The 24,060-nt window shown below is 45.8% G+C and carries 17 protein-coding genes and 1 riboswitch; of the genes, 12 read left to right on the top strand and 5 right to left on the bottom strand.

Annotated features, from left to right (window positions below; translation table 11 throughout):
- Nucleotides 1-71 precede the first annotated feature (71 nt).
- The 6 genes from ACHA99_RS05655 to ACHA99_RS05630 all read left to right on the top strand — a co-directional run bounded on the left by ACHA99_RS05655 (nt 72) and on the right by ACHA99_RS05630 (nt 5,228).
- Nucleotides 72-776, top strand: a complete 705-nt coding sequence (locus ACHA99_RS05655; protein ID WP_393941603.1) for a CoA transferase subunit A — start codon at nt 72-74, stop codon at nt 774-776.
- A gap of 127 nt (nt 777-903) precedes the next feature.
- Nucleotides 904-1,560, top strand: a complete 657-nt coding sequence (locus tag ACHA99_RS05650) for a 3-oxoacid CoA-transferase subunit B (RefSeq protein WP_393941601.1) — start codon at nt 904-906, stop codon at nt 1,558-1,560.
- Between the two features lie 363 nt (nt 1,561-1,923).
- Nucleotides 1,924-2,526, top strand: coding sequence for a DJ-1/PfpI family protein (locus tag ACHA99_RS05645; protein WP_113940987.1), 603 nt, complete (start codon nt 1,924-1,926; stop codon nt 2,524-2,526).
- Between the two features lie 38 nt (nt 2,527-2,564).
- Nucleotides 2,565-2,882, top strand: coding sequence for a cytoplasmic protein (locus tag ACHA99_RS05640; RefSeq protein WP_263166626.1), 318 nt, complete (start codon nt 2,565-2,567; stop codon nt 2,880-2,882).
- 191 nt (nt 2,883-3,073) lie between these two features.
- Nucleotides 3,074-3,832 carry a sulfite exporter TauE/SafE family protein gene (locus ACHA99_RS05635; protein ID WP_105252043.1) on the top strand — a complete coding sequence of 253 codons (759 nt, stop codon included), beginning with the start codon at nt 3,074-3,076 and terminating at the stop codon, nt 3,830-3,832.
- A gap of 184 nt (nt 3,833-4,016) precedes the next feature.
- Nucleotides 4,017-5,228 (top strand): PQQ-dependent sugar dehydrogenase, encoded by a 1,212-nt coding sequence (locus ACHA99_RS05630; protein WP_393941598.1) that lies wholly within the window; start codon nt 4,017-4,019, stop codon nt 5,226-5,228.
- A 151-nt stretch (nt 5,229-5,379) separates the two neighbouring features.
- Here the strand turns inward: ACHA99_RS05630 and ACHA99_RS05625 are convergent, their stop codons facing one another.
- Both ACHA99_RS05625 and ACHA99_RS05620 read right to left on the bottom strand, forming a co-directional pair.
- Nucleotides 5,380-8,457, bottom strand: a complete 3,078-nt coding sequence (locus ACHA99_RS05625; protein WP_263173660.1) for a transglycosylase domain-containing protein — start codon at nt 8,455-8,457, stop codon at nt 5,380-5,382.
- Nucleotides 8,458-8,826: 369 nt separating this feature from the next.
- Nucleotides 8,827-9,423 (bottom strand): thymidine kinase, encoded by a 597-nt coding sequence (locus tag ACHA99_RS05620; RefSeq protein WP_028761119.1) that lies wholly within the window; start codon nt 9,421-9,423, stop codon nt 8,827-8,829.
- A gap of 541 nt (nt 9,424-9,964) precedes the next feature.
- Between ACHA99_RS05620 and ACHA99_RS05615 the strand changes: the two genes are divergently transcribed.
- Nucleotides 9,965-12,064: a cytochrome C gene (locus ACHA99_RS05615; RefSeq protein ID WP_393941595.1), complete on the top strand. Its 2,100-nt coding sequence runs from the start codon at nt 9,965-9,967 to the stop codon at nt 12,062-12,064.
- Nucleotides 12,065-12,267: 203 nt separating this feature from the next.
- A complete protein-coding gene (locus ACHA99_RS05610; protein ID WP_393941593.1) occupies nt 12,268-14,418 on the top strand; it encodes a M3 family metallopeptidase in 2,151 nt (716 codons plus the stop codon).
- Nucleotides 14,419-14,562: 144 nt separating this feature from the next.
- Here ACHA99_RS05610 and ACHA99_RS05605 read toward each other — a convergent pair whose 3' ends face one another.
- The 3 genes from ACHA99_RS05605 to ACHA99_RS05595 all read right to left on the bottom strand — a co-directional run bounded on the left by ACHA99_RS05605 (nt 14,563) and on the right by ACHA99_RS05595 (nt 18,179).
- Nucleotides 14,563-16,131 (bottom strand): Na+/H+ antiporter NhaC family protein, encoded by a 1,569-nt coding sequence (locus ACHA99_RS05605; RefSeq protein WP_028761122.1) that lies wholly within the window; start codon nt 16,129-16,131, stop codon nt 14,563-14,565.
- Between the two features lie 79 nt (nt 16,132-16,210).
- Nucleotides 16,211-16,407, bottom strand: a riboswitch (Lysine riboswitch).
- A 95-nt stretch (nt 16,408-16,502) separates the two neighbouring features.
- Nucleotides 16,503-17,429, bottom strand: a complete 927-nt coding sequence (locus ACHA99_RS05600; RefSeq protein ID WP_393941591.1) for an electron transfer flavoprotein subunit alpha/FixB family protein — start codon at nt 17,427-17,429, stop codon at nt 16,503-16,505.
- A complete protein-coding gene (locus ACHA99_RS05595; RefSeq protein ID WP_028761124.1) occupies nt 17,430-18,179 on the bottom strand; it encodes an electron transfer flavoprotein subunit beta/FixA family protein in 750 nt (249 codons plus the stop codon).
- Between the two features lie 310 nt (nt 18,180-18,489).
- On the opposite strand from ACHA99_RS05595, the gene ACHA99_RS05590 reads away from it, so the two are divergent.
- From ACHA99_RS05590 to rcsF, 4 genes are all read left to right on the top strand, one after another.
- Nucleotides 18,490-18,882 (top strand): H-NS family nucleoid-associated regulatory protein, encoded by a 393-nt coding sequence (locus ACHA99_RS05590; RefSeq protein WP_028761125.1) that lies wholly within the window; start codon nt 18,490-18,492, stop codon nt 18,880-18,882.
- A 215-nt stretch (nt 18,883-19,097) separates the two neighbouring features.
- Complete coding sequence (locus ACHA99_RS05585; RefSeq protein WP_393941588.1) at nt 19,098-22,187, top strand: amidohydrolase family protein; 3,090 nt, start codon at nt 19,098-19,100, stop codon at nt 22,185-22,187.
- Nucleotides 22,187-23,533 carry an amidohydrolase family protein gene (locus tag ACHA99_RS05580; RefSeq protein ID WP_393941586.1) on the top strand — a complete coding sequence of 449 codons (1,347 nt, stop codon included), beginning with the start codon at nt 22,187-22,189 and terminating at the stop codon, nt 23,531-23,533. Before ACHA99_RS05585 ends, ACHA99_RS05580 begins: the two co-directional genes overlap by 1 nt.
- A gap of 78 nt (nt 23,534-23,611) precedes the next feature.
- Nucleotides 23,612-23,992, top strand: coding sequence for an Rcs stress response system protein RcsF (gene rcsF, locus ACHA99_RS05575; protein WP_105252035.1), 381 nt, complete (start codon nt 23,612-23,614; stop codon nt 23,990-23,992).
- Nucleotides 23,993-24,060 lie beyond the last annotated feature (68 nt).

The raw sequence follows: 24,060 nt of genomic DNA, 5'->3' as shown, positions 1-24,060 counted from the left end.
GACACCAACAACCGTTATTAAAAACGCGCGTTATTTCCCGCGCGTTTTATAAAGCATAAAAGGACATCACAATGGCAGGACTCAATAAAGTCGTCAGCAGCTATGTAGAAGCGTTAGCAGGCTTATCGGACGACATGACCATCATGGTCGGCGGCTTTGGCCTATGCGGCATTCCAGAAGGCTTAATCAATCAAATGGTTAAGATGGGCGTTAACGGCTTAACGGCGATATCAAACAACGCTGGCGTTGACGATTTCGGCCTTGGCTTACTGTTAAAACATCGCCAAATCGCCACTATGATCGCCTCTTACGTGGGCGAAAATGCCACCTTTGAACAGCAAATGCTCTCTGGCGAACTCAATGTGATTTTAACGCCCCAAGGCACGCTGGCGGAAAAGATCCGCGCAGGCGGCGCAGGTATTCCGGCATTTTTCACTGCAACGGGCTACGGCACGCCGGTGGCTGATGGCAAAGAAACCCGAGAAATCAAAGGTCGCCATTACGTGTTAGAAGAATCGCTGACCGCAGATTTTGCCTTAGTGCGTGCATGGAAAGCCGATACCATGGGTAATTTGGTATTCCGTAAAACCGCCGCCAACTTTAACCCTATGATGGCGACCGCGGGCAAAATCACTGTGGTTGAAGCCGAGTTTATTGTTGAGCCGGGCGAGCTAGACCCAGATCATATCCACACGCCGGGCATCTATGTTGACCGCGTTATTCAAGGCACGTTCGAGAAACGTATCGAGCAGCGCACGGTAAAAGCCGCGAAATAAAAGGCGCTGGCAAAACCTTGAAACACAGTTAACGCAATTGGCACTTAGCTCCCTAAAGTAAAAACTAAGGGTAAAAACCTAAGAATAAAGACCAAAGCGTCAAAGCCAAATAGAAAGGATAGATATCATGGCATTATCAAGAGAACAACTGGCTCAGCGCGTCGCCAAAGAATTAAAAGATGGCTACTACGTTAACCTCGGCATTGGCATTCCAACACTGGTGGCCAACTACATTCCCGAAGGCATGGAAGTCATGTTACAATCGGAAAATGGTCTACTCGGCATGGGCGAATTCCCTACCGAAGACGCCATAGATCCCGATTTAATCAACGCGGGCAAACAAACAGTTACCGCAGTCAAAGGCGCTTCATTTTTTTCATCGGCGGAAAGCTTTGCCATGATCCGTGGCGGCCATGTGGACTTAACCGTGCTCGGCGCCTTTGAAGTCGATGTGAACGGCTCTATCGCCTCATGGATGATCCCCGGCAAACTCATCAAAGGCATGGGCGGCGCGATGGATTTAGTCGCGGGCGCCGAAAACATTATCGTGACTATGATGCACGCCGATAAATACGGCAATTCTAAGCTGCTACCCGTGTGCGAATTGCCACTAACCGGTTACGGCTGCATTAAACGCGTCGTCACAGATTTAGCCTTTATCGAAATCAAAGATGGCGCATTTCATTTGTTAGAGCGCGCCCCAGGCGTGAGCGTAGAAGAAATCGTCAGCAAAACTGCTGGCAAATTAATCGTACCTAAGCATGTACCAGAAATGGTGTTTTAAGCATTCAGTTTAGCTTTGCTTCTTACCATCACTGCTCAAGTTTTATATATAAAAGCTCAGAAGATAATTCTGGGCTTTTTGTTTATCTAGCAATTAGTTAGCGCTGCGACTTGAGAGCTAATCCTAGTCAATTGCACAACTCATTCATTAGTATGAATTACCTGATTAACTCATTAGATTTGAGCAAATGACCTCTTGAAAAAGCGATAATACGCACCAAATTGTAGGCTATAGCTCATTGCAGTTCGTGATAAGGATGCGGAACGAATACCTTAAGTCCTATAAAACACTAACTAATTGTATATATTAAACAATTCCAAAATAACACCTAAAAACTATCCGCACAAAGCCAGAGGAAAGCTTATGTACCAGATTGCGATTGTGATATTTGATGAATTTACCGATATCGATTTCTTCTTAATGCGCGATATTCTCGGCCGTACAAAAACCGATTGGACAGTAAAAGTACTCGGGACCAAACCTAGCCACATATCAAGCTTGGGGATGACGGTTGCAACCGATGGTCATGTGGCCGAAGTCGCTGATGCCGACGTGGTATTATTCAGCAGTGGTTACAAAGGCGTACCTGCGGCACTTGCTGATACTGAGTTTATGTCCGCCCTTAAATTAGATCCCACACGACAATTGCTTGGCAGTATCTGCGCTGGGTCATTCTTCTTTGCCAAATTAGGGCTACTCGACAATCTTTCAGCAACGACTCACCCCGATGCAAAACCTGCCCTAGTTGCCATGGGCGTCGATGTAGAAGACTGCGCCCTCGTGATTAATGGCAATATTGCCACTGCGGGTGGCTGCCTTTCCTCACTCTATTTAACCGGTTGGGTTGCGGAGCGTTTATTCGACAGTGCGAAACGCCGCGAAATTCACAGGCAGCTTATTCCTGCCGGGCAAACAGATATTTTTGAAGCATTAATCCAATCCTCCATCTCCGCGGCCATTCGTTAAAAGTGATGTAGATACTCTCGATGAATGAAAAAGATCCCATGATAAAACTTAAAAATCTTCTCGAGGCTATAAAAGCCGAGCATCAAATAACCACCCAGAATGAGCTTGTGGCCTTGCTATCGCAAAATGAATTACTCATTCAGCAAATCCAAGCTGCTGATGCGCAGTATTGGGTTAATTTTGCTAAGAATACCTTCGATGGTTGGTATTGCATTCGAACACCTATGCTCAGTACCTTTCATGTTTATTACCAAGAACGTGGACAAAACTGTTGGGGAGAAGATGTTTTTACCGAGCAAAGTGCAGCCATAGCAGCGGTTATTTTTATGTCTGGCATTTGGGATCAAGTCCCCTAGCACTAAGCAAGTAAAAGCCTGCTCACTCATCCTATATTTTCACCTTCACGAATGGCGATATGTAACGAATCATTACGCGACTTTCAATATCGAAATCATCCTGTTAGGGTGAGTGCTTAGATTGACTCATAATAACAGACACATTTTTAGCGCTCTGTTTAACTCTCTTATTGCCCAAAGGAGCGGTATCTATGGACTGGCTTATTATTGCACTCGCTGGCTTTTTAGGCGGCATGCTCAATGCGGTTGCCGGTGGTGGCAGTTTTATTACCCTATTAGCGTTAGTGTTTGTCGGGGTTCCACCGATTGCGGCGAATGCCACGGGGACAGCCGCGCTACTGCCCGGTTATATCGCCAGCGCATGGCGTTTTAGAAAGGATATCGAATATCCGGCGAGTCTCAGCCTTAAAAATCTGATCTTAATTGCTTTAATTGGCGGCAGTATTGGCGCGGGTATTTTGCTGACCACCAGCGAGCAAGTCTTCGCAAAGCTGATCCCTTGGCTGATTCTACTGGCCACCGCGGCCTTTATTGTTGGCCCTTGGTTGCTCAAACGAAGAATCGCTGAGCAAGGCGAAAACACCTCGACGCCAATGTTAAGTCCGATAACGGCACTGATAATGCTGTCGGCTGTGTGTATCTATGGCGGTTATTTTAATGGTGGCTTAGGCATCATACTACTCGCAAGTTTTGGCCTGATGGGGCAAACCAATCTACATGGGATGAACGGACTTAAAAATCTGATTTCAGCCCTGCTCACCGCCATCGCCGTTGTGGTTTATGCCGCGGGCAATGTTATCGATGGGCAATATCTGTTACTGCTTGCCGTTATGGCGATTGTCGGTGGTTATGTGGGGGCGGCGCTGGCCTACCGTATTTCACAGCCCTTGCTACGCGGCTTTATTGTGATCGTCGGTTTAGCGATGGCCTTAGGCTTTTTCATGCGCTAGTTTTTCATGCGTTAGTTTTCATACGTTAGTTTTCATACGTTAGGCTTTTGATTTGTGAAGCTTAAACTCATAAAAGCTGGACAGGCGAGTTTTCGATACAAGGTCTCACCGATAAATTGCCCTTATGTGACTGACTTGTTACTCTGATCCATCCTATAGGAGAACAGTGTGATTAAGGATAGCGATGAAACTGATGACCTTGAAGCTGAGGACCTTGAGACTGAGTAAATTAATGCCAAAGACCTTGAAGCTAAGCACCTTAAATCTTGCCCTGTGTCTTATTGCATGCTCACCGGCTATTTACACCGAAACCGCTAGCGCAGCGACCATTAGCGTCAAAACGGAAACGGGTAATATTCAGGTAAAAACCATAGCCCAAGGGTTAGAGAATGTCTGGGGTATGGCATTCTTACCCGACGGCAGTATGCTCGTGACTGAACGCGCCGGCAGAATGCGCATTGTCAGCACTGCAGGCAAAGTGGGTGAACCCTTAACGGGTTTACCGCCTATGTATGCCAAAGGTCAAGGTGGTTTACTTGATGTCGTGCTTGCGCCAGATTTTACCAGCAGCAAAAAAATCTATTTCAGTTATTCAGAACCCGCTGAAGGTGATGCAAGTGAGTTCAATAGCACAGCGGTCAGTTTTGCCACGCTCAATGGTAACAAGCTTGAAAATCTCACCCGCGTTTTTAGTCAACAACCTAAAGTCAACAGCGGCCACCATTTTGGATCTCGTTTAGTTTGGGCGCCTGACGGCACACTGTTTATCACACTCGGCGATCGCTATAGTGAAAAAGATAGCGCACAAACATTGGACAATCATTTAGGCAAAGTGGTGCGTATTCATGCCGATGGCTCAGTGCCTAAGGATAACCCCTTCGTCAATACGGCTGGCGCCTTACCCGAGATCTGGTCTATTGGTCACCGCAATATGCAGGGCGCGGCGATCAATCCCATCAGCAAAGTATTGTGGACGGGCGAACATGGCCCCCAGGGCGGCGATGAACTCAATATCGACCAAGCGGCTAAAAACTATGGCTGGCCAGTGATTACCTATGGTGAGAATTATGGTGGCGGCAAAATCGGCGAAGGCACCCATAAGGTGGGAATGGAGCAACCCGTCTACAAATGGGTTCCCTCGATTGCCACGGCGGGCTTTATGTTTTACACAGGTGATAAATTTCCACAGTGGCGAAATAATCTGTTACTCGCCAGCCTAAAGGGAAAAACACTGGTGCGTTTAGTGCTTGATGGCGACAAGATTATTAAAGAAGAGCGGCTGCTGAAAAATGAATTGGGGCAAAGATTGCGCTCAGTCGTGCAAGGGCCAGATGGACTGATTTATCTCGTAACCGATGAAGCTAAATCAAAAATTTACCAGTTATCGCCGCAGTAATCTTAATCGCTGCACTTTTATCACAGTGCTTTAACTAAACCATGTTAACCACAGCAATAAACTCAATCGATAGAGAATTTAAGCATTAAAACGACAAAGAGTGTTCATTAGGAACACTCTTTGTCGTTGGCGTGGCACTTAATTCATGCCTTTATTCGTTCACCACACACATGCCCTGCTCGGTTTGTACATAGGGAGCTAAAATAGGCATCATGCCCTTCATCACCTGCAATGGCAGCGCCGAGGTAAAACTAAAATCATCGGATTTACTGCCTGGCACGAAGGCGGTCAAAGTACCGAAGTATTTGTCACCTAGATAAAACACGAAGGTCGCGGTGCGGTTCATCGCCGTAGTCGCCACTTTTTTACCTTGCTGCATCTGAGTCACAATACGGTTATCACCGGTGCCGGTTTTCCCGCCTATGGCTAACATGCCACCTTTTTCATCGGTAAAAATGCCCTTTAAACGACGTGCAGTGCCGTTTTGCACTACGTTCGCCAGCGCTGCTTTTAAGGCTTGTGCTACTTCATGGCGCATTACCCGCTCACCTTGGGTGTTCTGATTCTGCAATCTCACTTCATAGGGCGTATCTGCGGCGAAATGCAGCTGATTGATACGCACTGTGGGCAAACGATAGCCGTCATTTTGAATAATGCCCATCAGCTCGGCTAAGGCTGCGGGTCGGTCACCCGAGCTACCCAGTGCTGAGCCTAAGGATGGCACCATAGAATCAAAGGGATAACCTAAACGAGCCCAGCGTTGATGTATGTCAAGGAAGGCTTCAACTTCAAGCATTACTTGCACTCGTACGTCACGGGCGTTTTTATGCCGCGTCCTAAACAACCAACGGTAAACCTCTTGACGTTGTGCTTCACTCGCCTGCTTAACATCGTTCAAGTTGGCATCAGGATTATGATTAAGGTAATCCAGCACCCACAATTCCAAGGGATGCACCCGTGCGATATAGCCTTGATCTGGCAAATTATATTTATCCGGACCGTACTTGTTGTATAAGCTCTTAATACGACCATCGGTATAGCTCACCTGCGGCAATCTTTGCTTCAAGAAAGCCTTAAATGCCGCCATAGATTCATCGGGCAGTAAATAGCGATACGCCGCCGTCAACTGCTGCTCCGACTGGGACAAACCGTCAAAAAACATGTCGAAACGCTCATTCGCAGCCACTTTTTTGTACTTGCGATAAAACTTAGTAACGAAGGTATTACCTTCTCTATCAGCAAATACCCGCAGATATTCGTCACGGCGCGGATCTTTATCATTACGCAGCAACTGGGCCATATTGCCCTCGTTTTGCATACTACTGCTGTAATTCACGATATCGCGCATGAGGCGCACAAACGGCAAGTTAACCGAATCCTGCAGGGCTTGGTAAAGTGTTGGCGTTTTTAAATCTTCTGTTTTTTTAAAGTTATTAAACACATGCAACCCACCACCGGTAAAAAACTGTTCACTGGTTGAGGCCGAATATTCTCGCTGTAACGCCGCATCTAACATGCGGTCTAAACGTCTGTCGGGATTTAAAATCAAGTAATCAATCGCCCAACGGGTTAAATGATCCCTAGGTTCGATAATGATGGATTCCAATTCAATCCCATGTTTCTTGGAATACTTGTCGTGGATCTCGGCAATGATTTCTAAGTAGGTCGCCATCACCCGCAATTTAGCGGTTGAGCCCAATTCCAACTTGCTGCCCTCGTTAATATCAAAAGGCTGATCAGTACTATCCGTCTGCACTCTAACTCGGTTGGCGGTCTCAGTGCGCTCATAAAGCGTAAAGCTATACAGTACGTTTTGCAGTTGGCTTGGGTCGAGTAACCGTTCGCCCAACAGACCCACTTTCTCCGCGGTAGGCACTTGCGCCAGACTGCGTAAGTAGTGACTGACTTTCTGCTGTAAGTCACTGTGTAAGCTACTGTTGACCGTCAAATCGAGCCTGTCTAAATCATACAGCCCCACATTTAACATGCCAGCGGTGCGAATGCGAACTGTGTTCACGCCCTTATCTGCGCCAGATTGGGTATTACGTTGCGGCTTGGCGACCTTAAACTGCAATTTCTGCGCGAGTGCAGCATCACGTAGACCACGATCAATCAAATAATACTGGCCGAGTAAACGGATATGGCTATCGACTAAGTTTTCAAGATCTTCATGACCTTGTAATAGATAGTAGGACGGACGACGTTGGGCGATCATCAAGGCAACCACTTGTCGGAATACTTGTCCGCGCTTGGTGGCATTACCTTTGATCTGCGGCGATGCTAACAGCTTGTTTGCAGTATCGAAATCGGTACCAAACCACGCCCACAATCCATCACCAATACCATGAACTTCGCCATGATTTGGCGCCGAAGATAATGGCACGGTATTCAGATAATCTTGAACGATGCGCTTACGAGCAGGTTCAGTGTTTTCACCTTGTTGGTACACGCGCACACTGGCCGAGCCAATTTGCAGTAACTTATCTTTAATACTCAAGGTTAAACCTTGGGAAGAATGGCGGAATTTCTCAATCTGAGTCGCAAGTGTACTGCCACCCGCGGTAGAGACATTCATACCAACCATTTCAGCAATTTGGCTCATGCCTGCCACCACAAAACGTGGCCAGTCGATCACAGGATTGAGTTTCTCTTCCGTCGTCCATAACTCGCGGTTTTCAATAAACAGTAAAGTATTAACGATTTCATTGGGGATCTTATCGTCGTCCTGATAAACCCGTTTAGGATAGGCAAATTCGTATAAATCGGTATTGCGGCAATCGAGCAACGTCAATCCAGATTGGGCCTTTTCATGGTAAGGCGGAAAAAATCCAAGTTGAGCGTATTCCTGCAACGCTGGCGAAAACGCCACTTGTTGCGTTACCTGAAAATTCCGTTGCAATAACCTATCAATATATTGAGGTAACTTACTGTAGCCATGGCGCTCATCAAAAGGACCATAACTAGGATAAATAACCGCTTGGCTCGGTGAGCTTTCTAATTCATAGGTGAGCGTCTTAGCATATTGATTGATGAATTTTGCTTGGTAAAACGAAGTTTTAACCTCAAGTCCAATCAGCAATGCAGCGCAGCAAATCAGAATGAAAAATAAGAACCAGACCCTGCCCTTTGATCTGGCTTTACGCGGCGGCTTAACCTTAGCTTTAGGCTCAGGTTGTGGTGGACGAGGACGATAATTTTCGAACTTCATCTCTGATGTGGAATTAGGCAAAACAGCTCCAAAAAAACACTAAAATATTCATCTTTCATGCAACTCAGCAAATCCGTTGCCACTCAGTAAAGCAAGATATCAAACTCATCTAGCCATTATCCGGCTCTATTAATTAGTCTTAGTACCCATTATGTTCCACACTTTATCAAACCTAACTTCACTGTAAAGAAGGGTGCCTGTGACCCACAACCGCCACTAATCAATACTAATGTTAAGCTGATAGTACATTTTGCCAAATATTAATTTGTTGATATCAAGGTATTTTCAGCGATTAAGGCAATAGACAGTATGACTTAAAAACAAAACGAGCTAATTTAAGTCGCATAAAAAGAATGAGTCGCTCAATAATTACACGCTATTAACGAAGCCTCATCCCACATATTCATGCGCATCCCAGATAAATTCACGAAAATGTTTGCGACAGACAGACTCGTAACTTTCATTACCACCAATCGCCACTTGCTCACCCTCGCGCATCACCTTGCCTTCACCATCAAGACGCACCACCATGTTAGCCTTACGTCCACAATGGCAAATAGTCTTCAACTCAACTAATTTATCGGCCCAAGCTAATAAATAATGACTGCCGCTAAAAAGTTCGCCTTGAAAGTCCGTTCTTAGGCCATAGCAGAGTACAGGAATATCAATATTATCGACCACATGCGTCAGCTGCTTAACCTGTTCTTTACTCAAAAACTGACACTCATCCACCAGCACACAACTTAATGGCGTAGCTTGATGCACATCGCTAATCATTTGAGTCAAATCATCTTGGCTACTAAATACCTGTGCTTCGGTTTCAATGCCAATACGTGAGGCCACTTTACCTTTGCCATATCTGTCATCTATGGAGGCTGTCATGACCAAAGTATTCATACCGCGTTCACGGTAGTTATAGGATGACTGTAATAGGGAAGTGGATTTACCCGCGTTCATTGCCGAATAATAAAAATACAATTGAGCCAAGACTTATACCCTTTAAAAACGTTATCGCTTACGCGTCTGCTACCAGAGCCAAATTGAGCGCTAGTCTAACATTGCGCTTCACATCAGAACACTAGCAGCCGCTAAGCTTTTATCATGAAATTCTGCAATGACACCAACTTATCAATCATTTTAATCCCCAATCGCCTCCTGAAATATTTCTAGTCCACTTCATTTAATACTCTTCCCTGCAAAAAACATAAAAAACGTCCCGATGCCGTTCAATTGTTAATGAAAGCTTAACTGAAACTTAAATGTTGTTTCATAAGGAAAAATTAGTAAAAGTTAAATTTAAAAAGTGCGATCTACCTCCAAAGTAATAGGTATAAATGGGCTTGCGCTCAAAAAACAAACACAAATTTAACAGTAATATTTCATTCGAGACAAAACGTGCTCAATTAAAAAAAGAAAAGTATTCGATAGCTTGCAAATTGAGACCAACGGTCAAAGCACTAATCTACCCTGCAAACTTTAGTGCTCCACTCCGTCCTTTATTCGCATATTGGATCAAATGGAGATTATGATGAGAATTTTCACCTCTAGAAAACTGGCATATTTAGTTGCCTTAGCACTAACTGGCGCCCTTGTTGGCTGTGGCGATGATGGTAAAGATGGTGTGGATGGAGCACCAGGAACGCCCGGTATCCCTGGAACACCCGGTGAACCTGGAACACCCGGTGAGCCTGGAACACCGCCCCCTGTCACCAGTTCTACTATGACTAACGTCAAAGTGATCAACTATAGCTTTGGCGAAGGCAGTATCACTTACGAATTTGAAATTACAGATGAAAACAATAACCTAATCAACGGACTGTTAAATGCTCAAGCCAAAGTGGCGGCACTAACAGATAAAGGCTTCATCACTAACCGCACCGAAGCTGATAAAAATGGTGTTGCAGATAACGTCCATATTGGCGGTGAAGCAACTCAAGCAACCGTCGGCGCTGAATTGACCGCTTTAGCTGATGGTCATTACCAATTTAAAGTACCAATGAAAGGGGTTAATCCAAGCACTGAAGGTATCGTTTGGTTACGTGTCGGTGGTAATAATGGTATTGCGACCTCTAAACCTCTGGTCGTTAACAAACCTGAAGGCACTCATTCAACCACAACTGATAGTTGTTACTCTTGCCATATCGACTACTCAACAAGTCCTCGTCGTCATGCAAGCTATGTCGCTACTGGCATGGACAGCGAAGTCACCTTCGTGGAGGGCTGTTTAGTGTGTCACGGTTCAGTCAGCCGCGCAGTTGTCAATGCTGAAGGTTTCTCTACGGGTGGCTATGCGACAAACACCCTATCTAAAATTGGTCATATCAATCACCAAGATTTTACTAAAGACTTTTCAGTACAAAACTGTACATCTTGTCACGTTGAAGCACCTAAAAACATCAACGTAGCTGGACCCGGTTGTATTGATTGCCATGACAGTGGTGGCGTACCAGGGGCTATTATCCCAAGTAATGGTGCGGATCTGCGCATTATGCACGAAAGCAAAGCGGGTATAACCGAACGCCAAGCGATTCGCGCTAAGTATAAATTGAGTCTATCAACACCTGTTAAAGTAGATGATATTTCTACCAAGACAGACCACTATGCGCCGACAGGTACTGCGGCAGCAGTAACCGCCCCAGGCTGGTGTACAACGCTGACAGTGAAAGACACCGATGGTAACGTCTTTAGCATTAAAGACAACTTTAACTATTCTAGCCCGCTAGTATATGACGCTAAGAAACCCGTAGTTTATGCGGGCGCTTATTTACATTCCTATGAAAATGGCAGCTTAGTGGGTCGCCCAGGTAACCGTACTAACTACTACTATGGTTACAACACTGACGGCACTAAAAATATCTGTCATTTACTGACAGATATCAGCGCAGTGAATGCTAACTATGTTTATTCTGCCCGCGTGACATTCAGTACCGCTGGTTGGATGGAATATGATGGCAAGCAACGCTACCAAAGTAATGGCAGCCTAAGAGCGACAGGTTATGATGGTTCTATGGGCATATCCTTTACGGCTTACTCAGATATCGTTAACCCTGTCACCACTCAAAAGGTCTCTGGCTTCGAACGTCGTGAGATAGCAAGTACTAACAGCTGTACTACTTGTCACAACGATGCCACTGCGTTCCACAAAAATGGTGCCTTCGATGAAGGTGGTAATGCTTGTATCGCCTGCCATGACAACGGCATGGCACGTACATCAGCAGCCTTAGGCGCTGGTTTTGGTCCTATGGTACACAGCTGGCACTGGGGTAATGGCGCTAAAGTCGGTGAAGTTAAAGCTGATGGAACTCAAGCGCAAACCGCAAACGGTGCAGGCGCAATTGAAGCCTCAACTAGCTGTGTTGCCTGTCACGAAAAAGCGATTGATTTAGGCAAAGTGCCCAATCAATACATTCTTGAGCCAGGTAACAAAATGACCAGTCCTGTCACCGCTAACTGTTATGCCTGCCACACTAGCGATTCTGCTAAGGCGCATATGGCAAGCAACGGTGGTGAAATCAGCGTACCAAGTGTGGCTGATTGGTTTAAACAACCGACCTCTGAATCCTGTGCAGTATGTCATGACACAGGTAGAAGTTCTGGTATTGATAAATACCACAAGTTTACTCGCTAATTAATCATCTCATCATCGCGTGATTAAGAAGTAAGTAAAAAGCGGTACCTATTTTCCCTGCAAGGAAATAGCCAAAGGAGTCTCGCTAATGCGAGGCTCCTTTTTTACTTAGACATTCCCGATAACAAGCCATTTTCAGCCCTATTTAAGTTACTAACGTTACAGTCCTAAAAAAACAACAATTCAAAGGAAGTCACTCAATTATGCGTAAAAGTTTTATTGCCATCGCCATCGGCGCCACTCTCACCGCCGGATTCATGGCAGGTTGCAGCAGCACAGAAACTAAAGCACCTAACGTTATCTCGGTACAAACCCAAAACCCGCTGTTCCAAGCCAGTAACCTGCAATATCAAGCCCCTGATTTTAGCCTCATTAAGAATGAGCACTTCGCGCCAGCCCTAGAGCAAGGCATGGCAGAGCAGTACCAAGAAATTCTCGCAATAGCCAATAATCCGGCAGCAGCAACCTTCGATAATACGATAGTGGCTATGGAGAAAAGCGGCGCCCTACTCAACCGTGCATCAAGCGTGTTTTATAATTTAGCAGGGTCGAATAGCAATCCAGAACTGCGTAAAATCCAAGGCGAAATGGCGCCCAAAATGGCGGCCCACTCAGATAATATCAACTTAAACCCAGCGCTATTTGCCCGTATCGAAGCCATCTATAACGACCGCACTAACTTAGGGTTAACCCCAGAAGCCGTACGTTTGGTTGAGGTATATCACCAACGCTTTATCATGGCTGGGGCTAAACTTACCGATGAACAAAAAGTTAAAATCCGCGCGTTAAATGAAGAACAATCAACACTAACGAATGAGTTCTCTCAGCGTTTATTACGCTTAACCAAAGAAATCGCCGTTGTGGTGGATTCAAAAAGTGAACTTGCTGGATTAACCGACGGTGAAATCACTTCAGCCGCGAACGATGCCAAAGCGGCAGGTCACGATGGCAAGTATCTGATTAACATCACCAACACCACTCGCCAACCTGTGTTGGCATCACTGGAAAACCGTGAGCTACGCCAGCGTATTTGGGAAGCCTCAGCGAACCGTGGCTTAACTGGTGAAAACGAAACTGCGTCACTCGTATCTCGTTTAGCGAAACTCAGAGCCGAGCGCGCAACACTATTAGGCTATGAAAACTGGGCAAGTTATCGATTAGCACCGCAAATGGCCAAAACACCCGAAGCGGTTTACAGCATGTTTGGTTCAATGGTGCCTGCGGTAGTTGCTAACACAGAGAAAGAAGCGGCCGACATTCAAGCGATGATCACTAAAACCGGTGTGAAATTTGAACTGGCACCGTGGGACTGGGAGTTTTACGCAGAAAAAGTCCGCCAAGAAAAATACGCCCTCGATGCCAATAGCATCCGCCCATACTTCGAATTTAACCGTGTGCTCGAAGACGGCGTATTCTACACACTCAAAGAACTCTATGGCGTCACCTTAAAACCACGCCCAGATTTACCGGTTTACCATCCCGATGTGAAAGCCTACGAAATGTTTGATGCCGATGGCTCAAGCATGGCCATTTTCTACGCCGACTATTTTGCCCGTGAAGGTAAACGTGGTGGCGCTTGGATGAGTTCGTTCGTCGGTCAATCCTTCCTCGAAGGCACTAAACCTGTGGTCGTCAACGTGATGAACATAAAGAAAGCGCCCGAAGGTCAACCCACATTCGTCAGCTATAACGAAGTCACCACTATGTTCCATGAAATGGGTCACGGCACCCACGGAATGTTCTCTAAAGTGACTTATCCAAGTCTGGCGGGCACCTCGGTTTCACGCGACTTTGTCGAATTCCCATCGACGTTTGAAGAAGATTGGGCCGCCCATCCAAAAGTGTTAGCGAACTACGCGAAACACTACGAAACGGGCAAACCCATTCCCGATGAACTGCTGCAAAAACTGCTGAAATCTGGCAGCTTCAACCAAGGCTTTGACACACTGGAATACATGGCCGCCGCATTAGTAGACATGGAATGGCATTCATTAAGCCCAGATACGCCGCTGCAAGATGTACCAACCTTTGAAGCCAATGCTTTGAAAAAGCACGGCTTAAACATTAGTGCCGTACCTCCGCGTTATAAGTCGACCTATTTTGCCCACGCCTTCCCCGGCGGTTACTCGGCAAGTTATTACGCTTATATGTGGAGTGAGATTTTAGCGGCGGATGCGTTTGCCTATGTACAAACCCAAGGCGGGCTCAATCGTGAAATCGGCATGAAGTACCGCAAAACGATCCGTGAAGTGGGTAATAGCATAGCGCCAATGGACGCCTACAAAAACTTCCGCGGACAAGAACCCACCACAGAAGGCTTACTTAAACGCCGCGGTCTAGATCAAGCACGCTAAGCTAAGAGTTGATAGCCTTAATGCGATAGGCTATAGATAAAGACAAACTCAGCCTTAACCAAAAAAATCAGCCAGCATAATGCTGGCTGATTTATTTTGACTTATTTGTCGTGAACGTTTGCAGTGAAAGGTTTCAATTAACGTCTAGCTAATTGCGCCTTTAGATTTGATTTTAAGTACGATAATACTGATCACAAATGCCACACTACAAGCCACTAAACCAGCGACAACAGACTCGGTAAATCCAAGTGCCACATAACCCACTAAGCTAATAAACGCCGCAATGAGTGCATAAGGTAGCTGAGTCACCACATGGTCGATGTGGTGGCAACTGGCGCCCGTAGACGACAAGATAGTCGTGTCGGAAATCGGCGAGCAATGATCGCCAAATACAGCACCCGCCAGCACAGAGGCAAGCATAGGCAACATCATGCCAGTGTGACTTCCCATCGCCATATCAGCAGCAATCGGCAACATGATCCCGAACGTACCCCAGCTAGTACCAGTTGAGAACGCGGTAATACCTGCTAGCACAAACATTAAGGCGGGTAAAAACGCGAACGGAATATTTCCTGTTGCTAAACTCGCCATAAACTTACCGGTTTCGAGTTGACCAATCACACCTGCGATTGTCCAAGCAAATAACAGGATGTAAATCGCCGGCAGCATAGAGCGAGCGCCCTGCACTATACCTTTGACTATCATCAATTTCTCAACGCCTTGCACTAAATTCAATATCAGCGAAACCGCTAGACCAATTAATGCACCAAAGAAAAGTGATGAACTGACATCGGTTTTCTCAAAAGCAGAAATAATATTAAATTCAATCCCTTCCGCCGCGAGTACTTGAGCGCCACTGTTAATCATAAAATAGAGGGTTGCAAATACCAACACGGTAATCGGCAGAAATAGACCTAAAATCTTACCGGTTTCGGCTTCAGGTAAATCCGCGTTAGCCCCAGGCGGTAATCCTTTAGACTCATCGTATAAATTACCACGTTGGGCATTGAGCTCATGCTCACGCATTGGCCCAACATCTAATCCCATAAAGACAACAAAAAGTAATAATAACAAGGAGAAGATTGCGTAAAAGTTCATTGGGATCATTTGAATAAAAATACTCAAATGACCCGTATCAGCAAAACCATGGGCAGTTAATATCCCGCCAATGAGTGCGATAATATAAGCGCCCCAGCTCGAAACTGGAGAAATAACGCACACAGGCGCGGCAGTAGAATCTAATAAATAAGCTAACTTAGCACGGGAAACATAATAACGATCGGTAACAGGTCGAGCGACCGAACCAACAACTAAACTATTGAAATAATCATCAATAAAAACTACGCAACCTAAAAACATGGTCAATAGTTTAGCATCACGTTTATTACGTATATGTAAACGAGCCCAATCGGCAAAAGCCCGCGCGCTGCCACTTACGGTAATTAACGCTGTAATCATTCCCAGTACAATTAAGAAACCGAGAATATATAAGTTCCACGAATTTAGACCTTTATCAGTCCAAAAAAGCCCTTTAACGCCATTAAATACAAACTCACCCGTTGCTAAAGGTGAAAATTGATTGAGCAATAAAGCACCAATTAAAATACCTAACCCCAAAGAAAGCAGTACACGGCGAGTCAAGATCGCCAACACGATAGCCACCGCAGGCGGCAACAAGGAAAGTGCCGAATCGGCATAATTCATAACAGTCATTGATTATTATCTTCGTTAAATACGAATGGAGGGCGACTGAACTGGTGGGAAAAGGCAATAGATACCCAAGGTCACCTGTCCTATCAGTAGCGCTCCATAGTAACTATTCCCAATATCCATATCGGAAAATACTATGGCAGTGCTGCACCTATTAGGTACAACCCCAGCAGTTGATCGTGATAAATCGAACCACTTCGGCACCAAATCCTTTCGCAATCGATCAACGGAATCACCCTACTGATCACTACTAATATTTGGCGCGCCTCTACTTCTAAGAACGCCCTTGCACGGGCGTGAGGCACATAAAAACATAAGCGGCTTAGCAGATGCTACCACAAAGCCACTTAATGTGACCTAGATCACAGATAAAATCAACTGAGACTTGTAATCAGCTCAGGAACCGCCTCAAACAGATCTGCAACGAGTCCATAATCGGCAACTTGAAAAATCGGCGCTTCAGGATCTTTGTTGATTGCAACGATGACTTTAGCGTCTTTCATGCCGGCTAAATGTTGAATCGCGCCAGAAATACCGACGGCAATATACAAGTTTGGCGCAACGATTTTACCGGTTTGACCCACTTGTAAATCGTTAGGCACAAAACCTGCGTCAACTGCAGCGCGTGATGCGCCAACTGCTGCGCCGAGCTTATCAGCAAGTTGCTCCAACATGCCGAAGTTTTCACCACTGCCCATGCCTCGGCCACCAGATACGATAATGCCAGCATTGCCTAACTCTGGACGGGCAGAAACTGTCAGCGATTGAGAAACAAACTGAGTTCTCGCTTCAAACACTTTATCGAGTGTCGTCACAGCCGCACTGTTACCTTCTGGCGCAGCGTCAAACGCACTGGCGCGCACTGTCATCACTTTAATGGCATCATGGCTTTGCACTGTCGCTAAGGCATTACCCGCATACACAGGGCGCACAAAGGTGTCCGCATTGACGACGGTAATAACTTCTGAGATTTGCGCGACATCTAATAAAGCCGCCACGCGCGGAAGCGTATCCTTACCTAAACTTGAAGCCGAGGCCAGAATGTGACCATAGTTTGGCGCTAAGTCTACCAGCAATTTGGCAAAATTTTCCGCTAAATGCGCTTCATACACGCTGGCATCGGCAACGAGTACTTGGCTAACGCCTTGTAGTGCCTGTGCCGCTTGGACAACCGCGCCACATTGGTGACCCGCAACTAAGACATGTACTTCATCGTCTATGGCACGGGCAGCGGTAACAATTTTTGCCGTATCGAGTTTCAGTGCTGCATTATCATGTTCAGCTAATACTAAAATGGCCATTTAGATCACCTTCGCTTCATTTTTTAACTTTTCAACTAGCTCAGCTACCGACGCTACCATGATGCCCGCTTTACGTTCAGCTGGCGGAGTGACCTTCACAATCGTTTGGTGACTCTTTAACGTCACGCCTAAGTCTGCCACAGTAAATACTTCTAATGGCTTACGCTTAGCTTTCATTATGTTAGGCAATGAAGCGTAACGGGGTTCGTTCAAACGTAAATCGGCGGTCACAACAGCAGGTAAAGGCAGTTTAAGAGTTTGCATGCCGCCGTCAATTTCACGGGTGACTTGTAATGTATTCGCTTCTAATTTGATTTCTGAAGCAAAGGTTGCCTGTGGCATATCCATTAACGCGGCAAACATTTGGCCAGTTTGGTTATTATCACCATCGATGGATTGCTTACCAAAAATCACCAGCTCTGCTTGTTCTTTGTCTTGTACCGCTTTGAGCAATTTGGCGATAGACACTGGCACGAGCTCTTCTTCAGTATCGATATGAATCGCACGATCTGCGCCTAATGCAAGCGCGGTACGCAGTTGTTCTTGCACGGCTTTATTACCAATACTGACAACAACCACTTCAGTAGCGCTACCCGCTTCTTTTAAACGAACCGCTTCTTCTACTGCGATTTCACAAAAAGGGTTCAACGCCATTTTTAGGTTTGCAGTGTCAACACTTGTATTGTCAGCTTTGACCCTGACCTTCACATTGGCATCAACAACGCGCTTAACGGGCACCAATACTTTCATAGGGTTTCCTTCCTACACTTTCATGTACATGGACAAAACATTGGTTAATACCAATGCAGGATAGAGCAACTTTACGTCCTGTTAACGTTAACGTCAACCAAAGTCAAACGCCTGTTTGTATTTTTTAATCCGCTGCAACGGCCACTTTTTTGGACACTTATTTGAGGGAATAAGAAAAGTTCAAAAAATAAATAATATTTAATTTCCTTAAAACGCATAATTTTATTTGATTCGAGCTATATTAGTTTCTATCATTTAGGTGTTGTTCACCATTATCCTGTATTAAAAATAGAGTGGGACGAAAATAGATATGAGCGAATTTTTAGAGATATTAACTCACGGCCGTCGTTTTAAAGCTGCAGTAAAAGAACTTAGCGTTGAAGAGTTACGTGATTTAGCCGACAAATTAGATAAAATTTTAGTAGAACGCGAGTCTATGGCTGAGGAAGAAGAACAAGCCATGGCAGCTCGTAATGCTAAGATTGAAGAAATCCGTCAACAAATGGAAGCCGTTGGTTTATCAATTGATGACTTAGGTGGCGTAGCTGTTAAAGCTGCTGCGAAGAAACGCGCTCCTCGTCCAGCCAAATACCAAATTGAAGTTGACGGTGAAATGGTTCAATGGACTGGCCAAGGCCGTATGCCTACCGTATTTAAGAACGAGATCAACAAAGGTCGTTCTATGGAAGATTTCTTAATCTAATCCAACCAAGTGTGATGGCGCTAATTGCCAACACCAGTTTGCATAAAAGCTCGCATTAGTTGCGAGCTTTTTTATATCCATCAATCGTTTCAAACTTAAACAACAGCCGTTAATTCTGTACCTCACTCCCGCTCAAATTACGTTACAATTCAGCCTTAGTATTTACATCTGCTTTCAGTTACTCTTTGTTCACCCTCACTCGATTGAATAAAATAATGCAGATAAACAATAAGATAATGATAAGCTGCAGCATAATCGCTAGCTTAGTATCACAAACAACATTTGCCCAACTCAATACTGGAACAACATCCAGTAAACTCACTGCATTTACCCATGCTGAATTAATTATTGCACCGGGAAAGCGTTTAAGCGATGCCACTTTATTAATTGAAAATAATCGAATTAAAGCCATTATTGAGCACAACGACATTCCCGCTGGCGCATTTAGAATCGATTTGAGTGGTTATACAATTTATCCCGGATTTATCGATCCTTTTACCGATTATGGGATTGAGTTCGAATATCCCAAACTTAAGATCACTCGCCCCGTCTATGATATAAAGCGTATCGGTGGTAATGCGGAAAATGGTGCAATTCATTCTGAAAAAGAATGGTTTAATTACGTTTACCCCAATAAAGAACGCGCAAAAGAGTGGATTAATAATGGTTTCACCAGTGTGCAAAGTAGTAAACTCGACGGTATCTTCCGTGGGACGGGTGTCAGCCTTTCATTAGCAGACAAAACGGCTAATGAAGTGATTTATCGCGCCCGCAGTCAACCTTTTATGGCATTTGATAAAGGTTCGTCTGAACAAGATTATCCTTCATCATTAATGGGCAGCATTGCACTTATTAGGCAAACCTTTGCCGATGCAAATTGGTATAACCAAAATAAAAACAAACCTGCCAATGGCGCAATAAACAATCAAGTCGAATTTAATATCGCCTTTGAGCGTTTAGATAATTTAGCTGATAAGCAAATTATCTTTGAAACCAAAAATCTCAACGACCAATTACGTGCAGCCCATTTACTCAAAGAACATAAACTGCCAGCCAACCTACTTGGTAATGGTCAAGAATACTCACGCATCAATGAGTTAAAGGCGCTGAACTATCCGTTGATCTTGCCTTTAAACTATCCGCAGGCACCCGATGTCGGCACAGATGATGCTGATCGTGAAGTATCACTGGCGGATTTAAGACAGTGGGAACGTGCACCAACCAACCCTGCAGCGGTAGCTAACGCGGGTATCCCCTTTGCGTTAACGCAGTTTGGGATTAAGACCGATGCCTTCTGGCCGCGCCTACGCCAAGCCATCGCCCAAGGTTTAAGTGAAGAAAACGCTCTCGCGGCACTCACCACCCAAGCCGCAGAGATGACAGGCACCGCCGACTTTACCGGTAAACTCGCGCCCGGTTATATGGCTGACTTTGTTATCACTAAAGGCAATATCTTTAAAGATGGCCAGATCTACAGTGTTTGGTTGCAAGGTCAGGAGCAAAGTCTGCGCTCACTTCCCCAAGCACGATTACTGGGAGGTTACCAATTAAGCCTCAATAACCTCACACTAGATTTATCGCTACATGATGAAAGTAAAAGTGATAAACCCAACATCCAAGGCAATTTAAGCAGTGGCGAACAAAGTATCTCACTCACTCAACTTAAGTTAGATGATAACGGGAGATTGAGCTTTACTGCCAATTTGAGCGCCGCAGGCATTAACGGCCTTAGCCGCTTTACGCTGTGGATGGCCGATGACGGCATTCAAGGTCGTATGGTCGATGCAAAAAGTCGCACTACAAATGTTGCAGGTGTCGCTTTAACTCAAACTGCAAAGCTCAAAAAAGCAGACCAAACAAGCAATCATGCTCCCAAGAATGAAGCCAACACGAGCCTACTGAGTCACCTCACCTTCCCTAACGTCGCTTACGGACTGAGCAAAGCCCCTAATGTTGAGAAGCTACACATCAAAAATGCCACCCTGTGGACATCGGATAAGCAAGGCATTCTCGAACATGCTGATCTCTTGATGGCCAATGGCCGCATCGAAAAAATTGGCCAACAATTAAGTACGCCATCAGGTTATCAAGTCCTCGATGCAACGGGTAAACACCTCACCGCCGGCATAGTCGATGAACACTCGCATATCGCCATTAATGGCGGTACTAACGAAGGAACAGACGCAGTAACCTCTGAAGTACGCATTGGCGATATTATTAATCCCGACGATATTTCAATCTATCGTGCCTTAGCGGGCGGCGTCACCAGCGCGCAATTACTCCACGGTAGCGCCAACCCTATCGGTGGCCAATCACAACTGATCAAAATGAAATGGGGCGAGTCGGCCGAACAACTCAAATTTACTAACGCGCCCGCCAGTATCAAATTTGCTTTAGGTGAAAACGTCAAACAGAGTAACTGGGGTGAGAAATTTGTTCAGCGCTTCCCCCAGACTCGCATGGGAGTAAAAGCGTTATTTGAAGAAACCTTCGACGCTGCTATCGCCTATGAAAAGGCGTTAAAAACCTATGATAATCTGCGCTCCAGCGATAAAAAGAAAACCGTCGCTCCGCGCCCAAGTTACCGTCTGCAAGCAGTGGCCGAAGTATTAAATCAGCAGCGTGATGTGCACATTCATTCCTATGTGCAGTCAGAAATCCTGATGTTTATCCGCTTAGCCGAGGCCTATCACTTTAAAGTACAAACCTTTACCCATGTGCTCGAAGGTTACAAAGTGGCGAGTGAACTGGCTACCCATGGTGCTGGCGCCTCGACCTTTGCCGATTGGTGGGCCTATAAGTTTGAGGTGTATGATGCGATTCCGCAAAACGCGTGCCTGATGCAAAACAAAGGGGTGACCACCAGCATTAACTCAGACGATTATGAAATGCAGCGCAGACTCAACCAAGAAGCGGCTAAGTCTATGATGTATTGCAATATGTCGAAGGAAGACGCTTGGAACATGGTCACTATCAATCCAGCCAAACAATTAAGAGTCGATGAATTTGTTGGTTCACTCACCCCAGGCAAAATGGCCGATATCGTACTCTGGAACGCAGAGCCTCTGTCTATTTACGCCAAAGTGACGCAGGTATGGGTTGAAGGAAAACGCTATTTTGACCGCGACCAAGACCAAGTTGCCCAGCAAGCTGTGGTGAACGAGCGAGCCGCACTTATCCAAAAAATTCTCAGCAGTGATGACCAAACTAAAGCGGGTGAAAAAGTCACGCCACTCAACGAGCCACAGTGGCACTGCGACACCCACTATCAGGCATGGGGCCACGCTCATGAGGGAGCCAAATAATGCAACATTTATCTAAAACCGTTTTGTTTGTGGCGCTATTCGGCGCAATTTGCATCACGCAGGCCCCAGTTATGGCCAATGATATCGTACCTACGCCTAAACAAAGCAGCAGCGTACTGATAAAAAACGCCACTGTGCACACAGTCACTCAAGGCGTGCTCAGCAACACAGACGTCTTGATTGAAAATGGCAAGATCACGGCAGTTGGGCCTCAACTGACCAGCCAAATCAACAATGCAACCGCAGAAACCAGTGACACTCAAATCATCGATGCCAGCGGTAAACACTTGTATCCGGGCTTAATCGCCCTAGACACCAGCTTAGGCTTAGTCGAAATTGAAATGAGCCGCCCAACGGTCGATAACACCGAGGTGGGCTACATCAACCCACAGATCAGCACGGCCACAGCCTATAATCCGGATTCGGAGCTCATCCCGACCATACGTTACAACGGCATTACCCACGCACAAATCGTCCCGAGCGGTGATGGGTTAGCTGGACAATCAGTACTGGTGGATCTCGATGCATGGACGATTGAAGATGCGCTGACGCCAAGTGCTGGACAGTTCCATGTCTATTGGCCGCAAATCAAACGCATGCCAGAAGATGAAAAAGAGAAAGCCAAGGCCATCGAGAAAAATCAGCAGGCAATCGACAAGCTCAATATCGCCTTTGAAGATGGCTATCGCTATTTCTTAAGTGATAAGGCCAACGGTAAAGACAAAAACCAGGATGAAGATCCGCAGTCCGCGACCAACAACCTGCGCTGGCATGCCATGTTGCCGCTATACCAAGGCAAAGCGACACTGTTTGCACATGCCGACAGTGTTGGCCAAATTGAGCAAGTGATCGCCTTGACGAAAAAATACCAATTCAAACTGGTAATTGTCGGCGGATACGATGCATGGCGTTTGGACTCAAGCCTAAGGGAAGTTAAAGCTGGGGTCATTTACCCTCATACCTTGAGTCTGCCTAAACGTAAAGATGAGCCAGTCGATTTACCCTTTAAGATCCCATCTTTACTCGCCAATGCAGGTATTCCCTTCGCCCTTGGGTTCTCATCGGACTGGAATAGCCGTAACCTCCCCTACGCCGCAGGTTACAGCGCCGCCTATGGTTTAACGCCTGAACAAGCACTGAAATCCATCACCTTAGATGCCGCAAAACTGTTAGGTGTGGAAGATTTAGGTGCGATAGCGGTGGGATACCAAGGCAGTGTCGTGCTGTCAGAGGGGGACATTCTCGACCCTATGACCAATAAAATTGAGGCTATCTGGATTGAAGGGCGGCAGATAGATCTGAATAATCGCCATCAGCAGCTTTATCAAAAGTACCTTAAGCGGTAGAATTTACTCAGATAATAATATCGCATCGGCGCAGCCTACCAAGGCTGCGCAGTTTTCTCCTCAACCTCAGGTCAAACCATGAAAATTATCCTCTCAAGTGCATTAGTGCTCCTGCTCAGTGCCTGTGCAAGCGACTACAGTTTTAACAGTAATTTGGACAGTGAGGCGATTAATGACTATTTCAAGGCATCCGATGTCATCCTCTATGAAGGTGATACCTTGCCGAAAGGTCATTATGAATTAAAAGGATTGGTCGAAGGTGAGTCCTGTCAGGCCGATACCAACGGTGCGCCCGCATCACTTGCCGATGCCAGAACCGAAGCCCGTCGCAATGCCGCAGATAAAGGAGCTAACGGCATTATCATCAAGCAATGTGTCATATTTGAAGAAGCTGCCCAAGGTTGTATCAGCCGCGCATTATGCGTTGGTCAAGCAGTAAAAACGGCTACAACAGAGTAAGCCTCACGCATATTAAGCATACTGCTCGCGGCGTGATCCTATAGTGTTCTAAGATTGCCCCTATCAAC

Origin of the sequence: Shewanella sp. S23-S33, from assembly GCF_043359565.1 — a bacterium.
Lineage (GTDB): Bacteria > Pseudomonadota > Gammaproteobacteria > Enterobacterales > Shewanellaceae > Shewanella > Shewanella oncorhynchi.
Note: the sequence above shows the minus strand (reverse complement) of the source record. Positions and strands in the feature narration are given on the sequence as shown.

What these genes read in the sequence shown, in the direction of transcription:
- ACHA99_RS05650 (WP_393941601.1), top strand. Translation starts at nt 904, where the DNA reads ATGGCATTATCAAGAGAACAACTGGCTCAGCGCGTCGCCAAAGAATTA.
- ACHA99_RS05630 (WP_393941598.1), top strand. Translation starts at nt 4,017, where the DNA reads ATGAAACTGATGACCTTGAAGCTGAGGACCTTGAGACTGAGTAAATTA.
- rcsF (WP_105252035.1), top strand. Translation starts at nt 23,612, where the DNA reads ATGAAAATTATCCTCTCAAGTGCATTAGTGCTCCTGCTCAGTGCCTGT.
- ACHA99_RS05580 (WP_393941586.1), top strand. Translation starts at nt 22,187, where the DNA reads ATGCAACATTTATCTAAAACCGTTTTGTTTGTGGCGCTATTCGGCGCA.
- ACHA99_RS05605 (WP_028761122.1), bottom strand. Translation starts at nt 16,131, where the DNA reads ATGACTGTTATGAATTATGCCGATTCGGCACTTTCCTTGTTGCCGCCT.
- ACHA99_RS05655 (WP_393941603.1), top strand. Translation starts at nt 72, where the DNA reads ATGGCAGGACTCAATAAAGTCGTCAGCAGCTATGTAGAAGCGTTAGCA.
- ACHA99_RS05595 (WP_028761124.1), bottom strand. Translation starts at nt 18,179, where the DNA reads ATGAAAGTATTGGTGCCCGTTAAGCGCGTTGTTGATGCCAATGTGAAG.
- ACHA99_RS05640 (WP_263166626.1), top strand. Translation starts at nt 2,565, where the DNA reads ATGATAAAACTTAAAAATCTTCTCGAGGCTATAAAAGCCGAGCATCAA.
- ACHA99_RS05590 (WP_028761125.1), top strand. Translation starts at nt 18,490, where the DNA reads ATGAGCGAATTTTTAGAGATATTAACTCACGGCCGTCGTTTTAAAGCT.
- ACHA99_RS05610 (WP_393941593.1), top strand. Translation starts at nt 12,268, where the DNA reads ATGCGTAAAAGTTTTATTGCCATCGCCATCGGCGCCACTCTCACCGCC.
- ACHA99_RS05645 (WP_113940987.1), top strand. Translation starts at nt 1,924, where the DNA reads ATGTACCAGATTGCGATTGTGATATTTGATGAATTTACCGATATCGAT.
- ACHA99_RS05585 (WP_393941588.1), top strand. Translation starts at nt 19,098, where the DNA reads ATGCAGATAAACAATAAGATAATGATAAGCTGCAGCATAATCGCTAGC.
- ACHA99_RS05635 (WP_105252043.1), top strand. Translation starts at nt 3,074, where the DNA reads ATGGACTGGCTTATTATTGCACTCGCTGGCTTTTTAGGCGGCATGCTC.
- ACHA99_RS05600 (WP_393941591.1), bottom strand. Translation starts at nt 17,429, where the DNA reads ATGGCCATTTTAGTATTAGCTGAACATGATAATGCAGCACTGAAACTC.
- ACHA99_RS05615 (WP_393941595.1), top strand. Translation starts at nt 9,965, where the DNA reads ATGAGAATTTTCACCTCTAGAAAACTGGCATATTTAGTTGCCTTAGCA.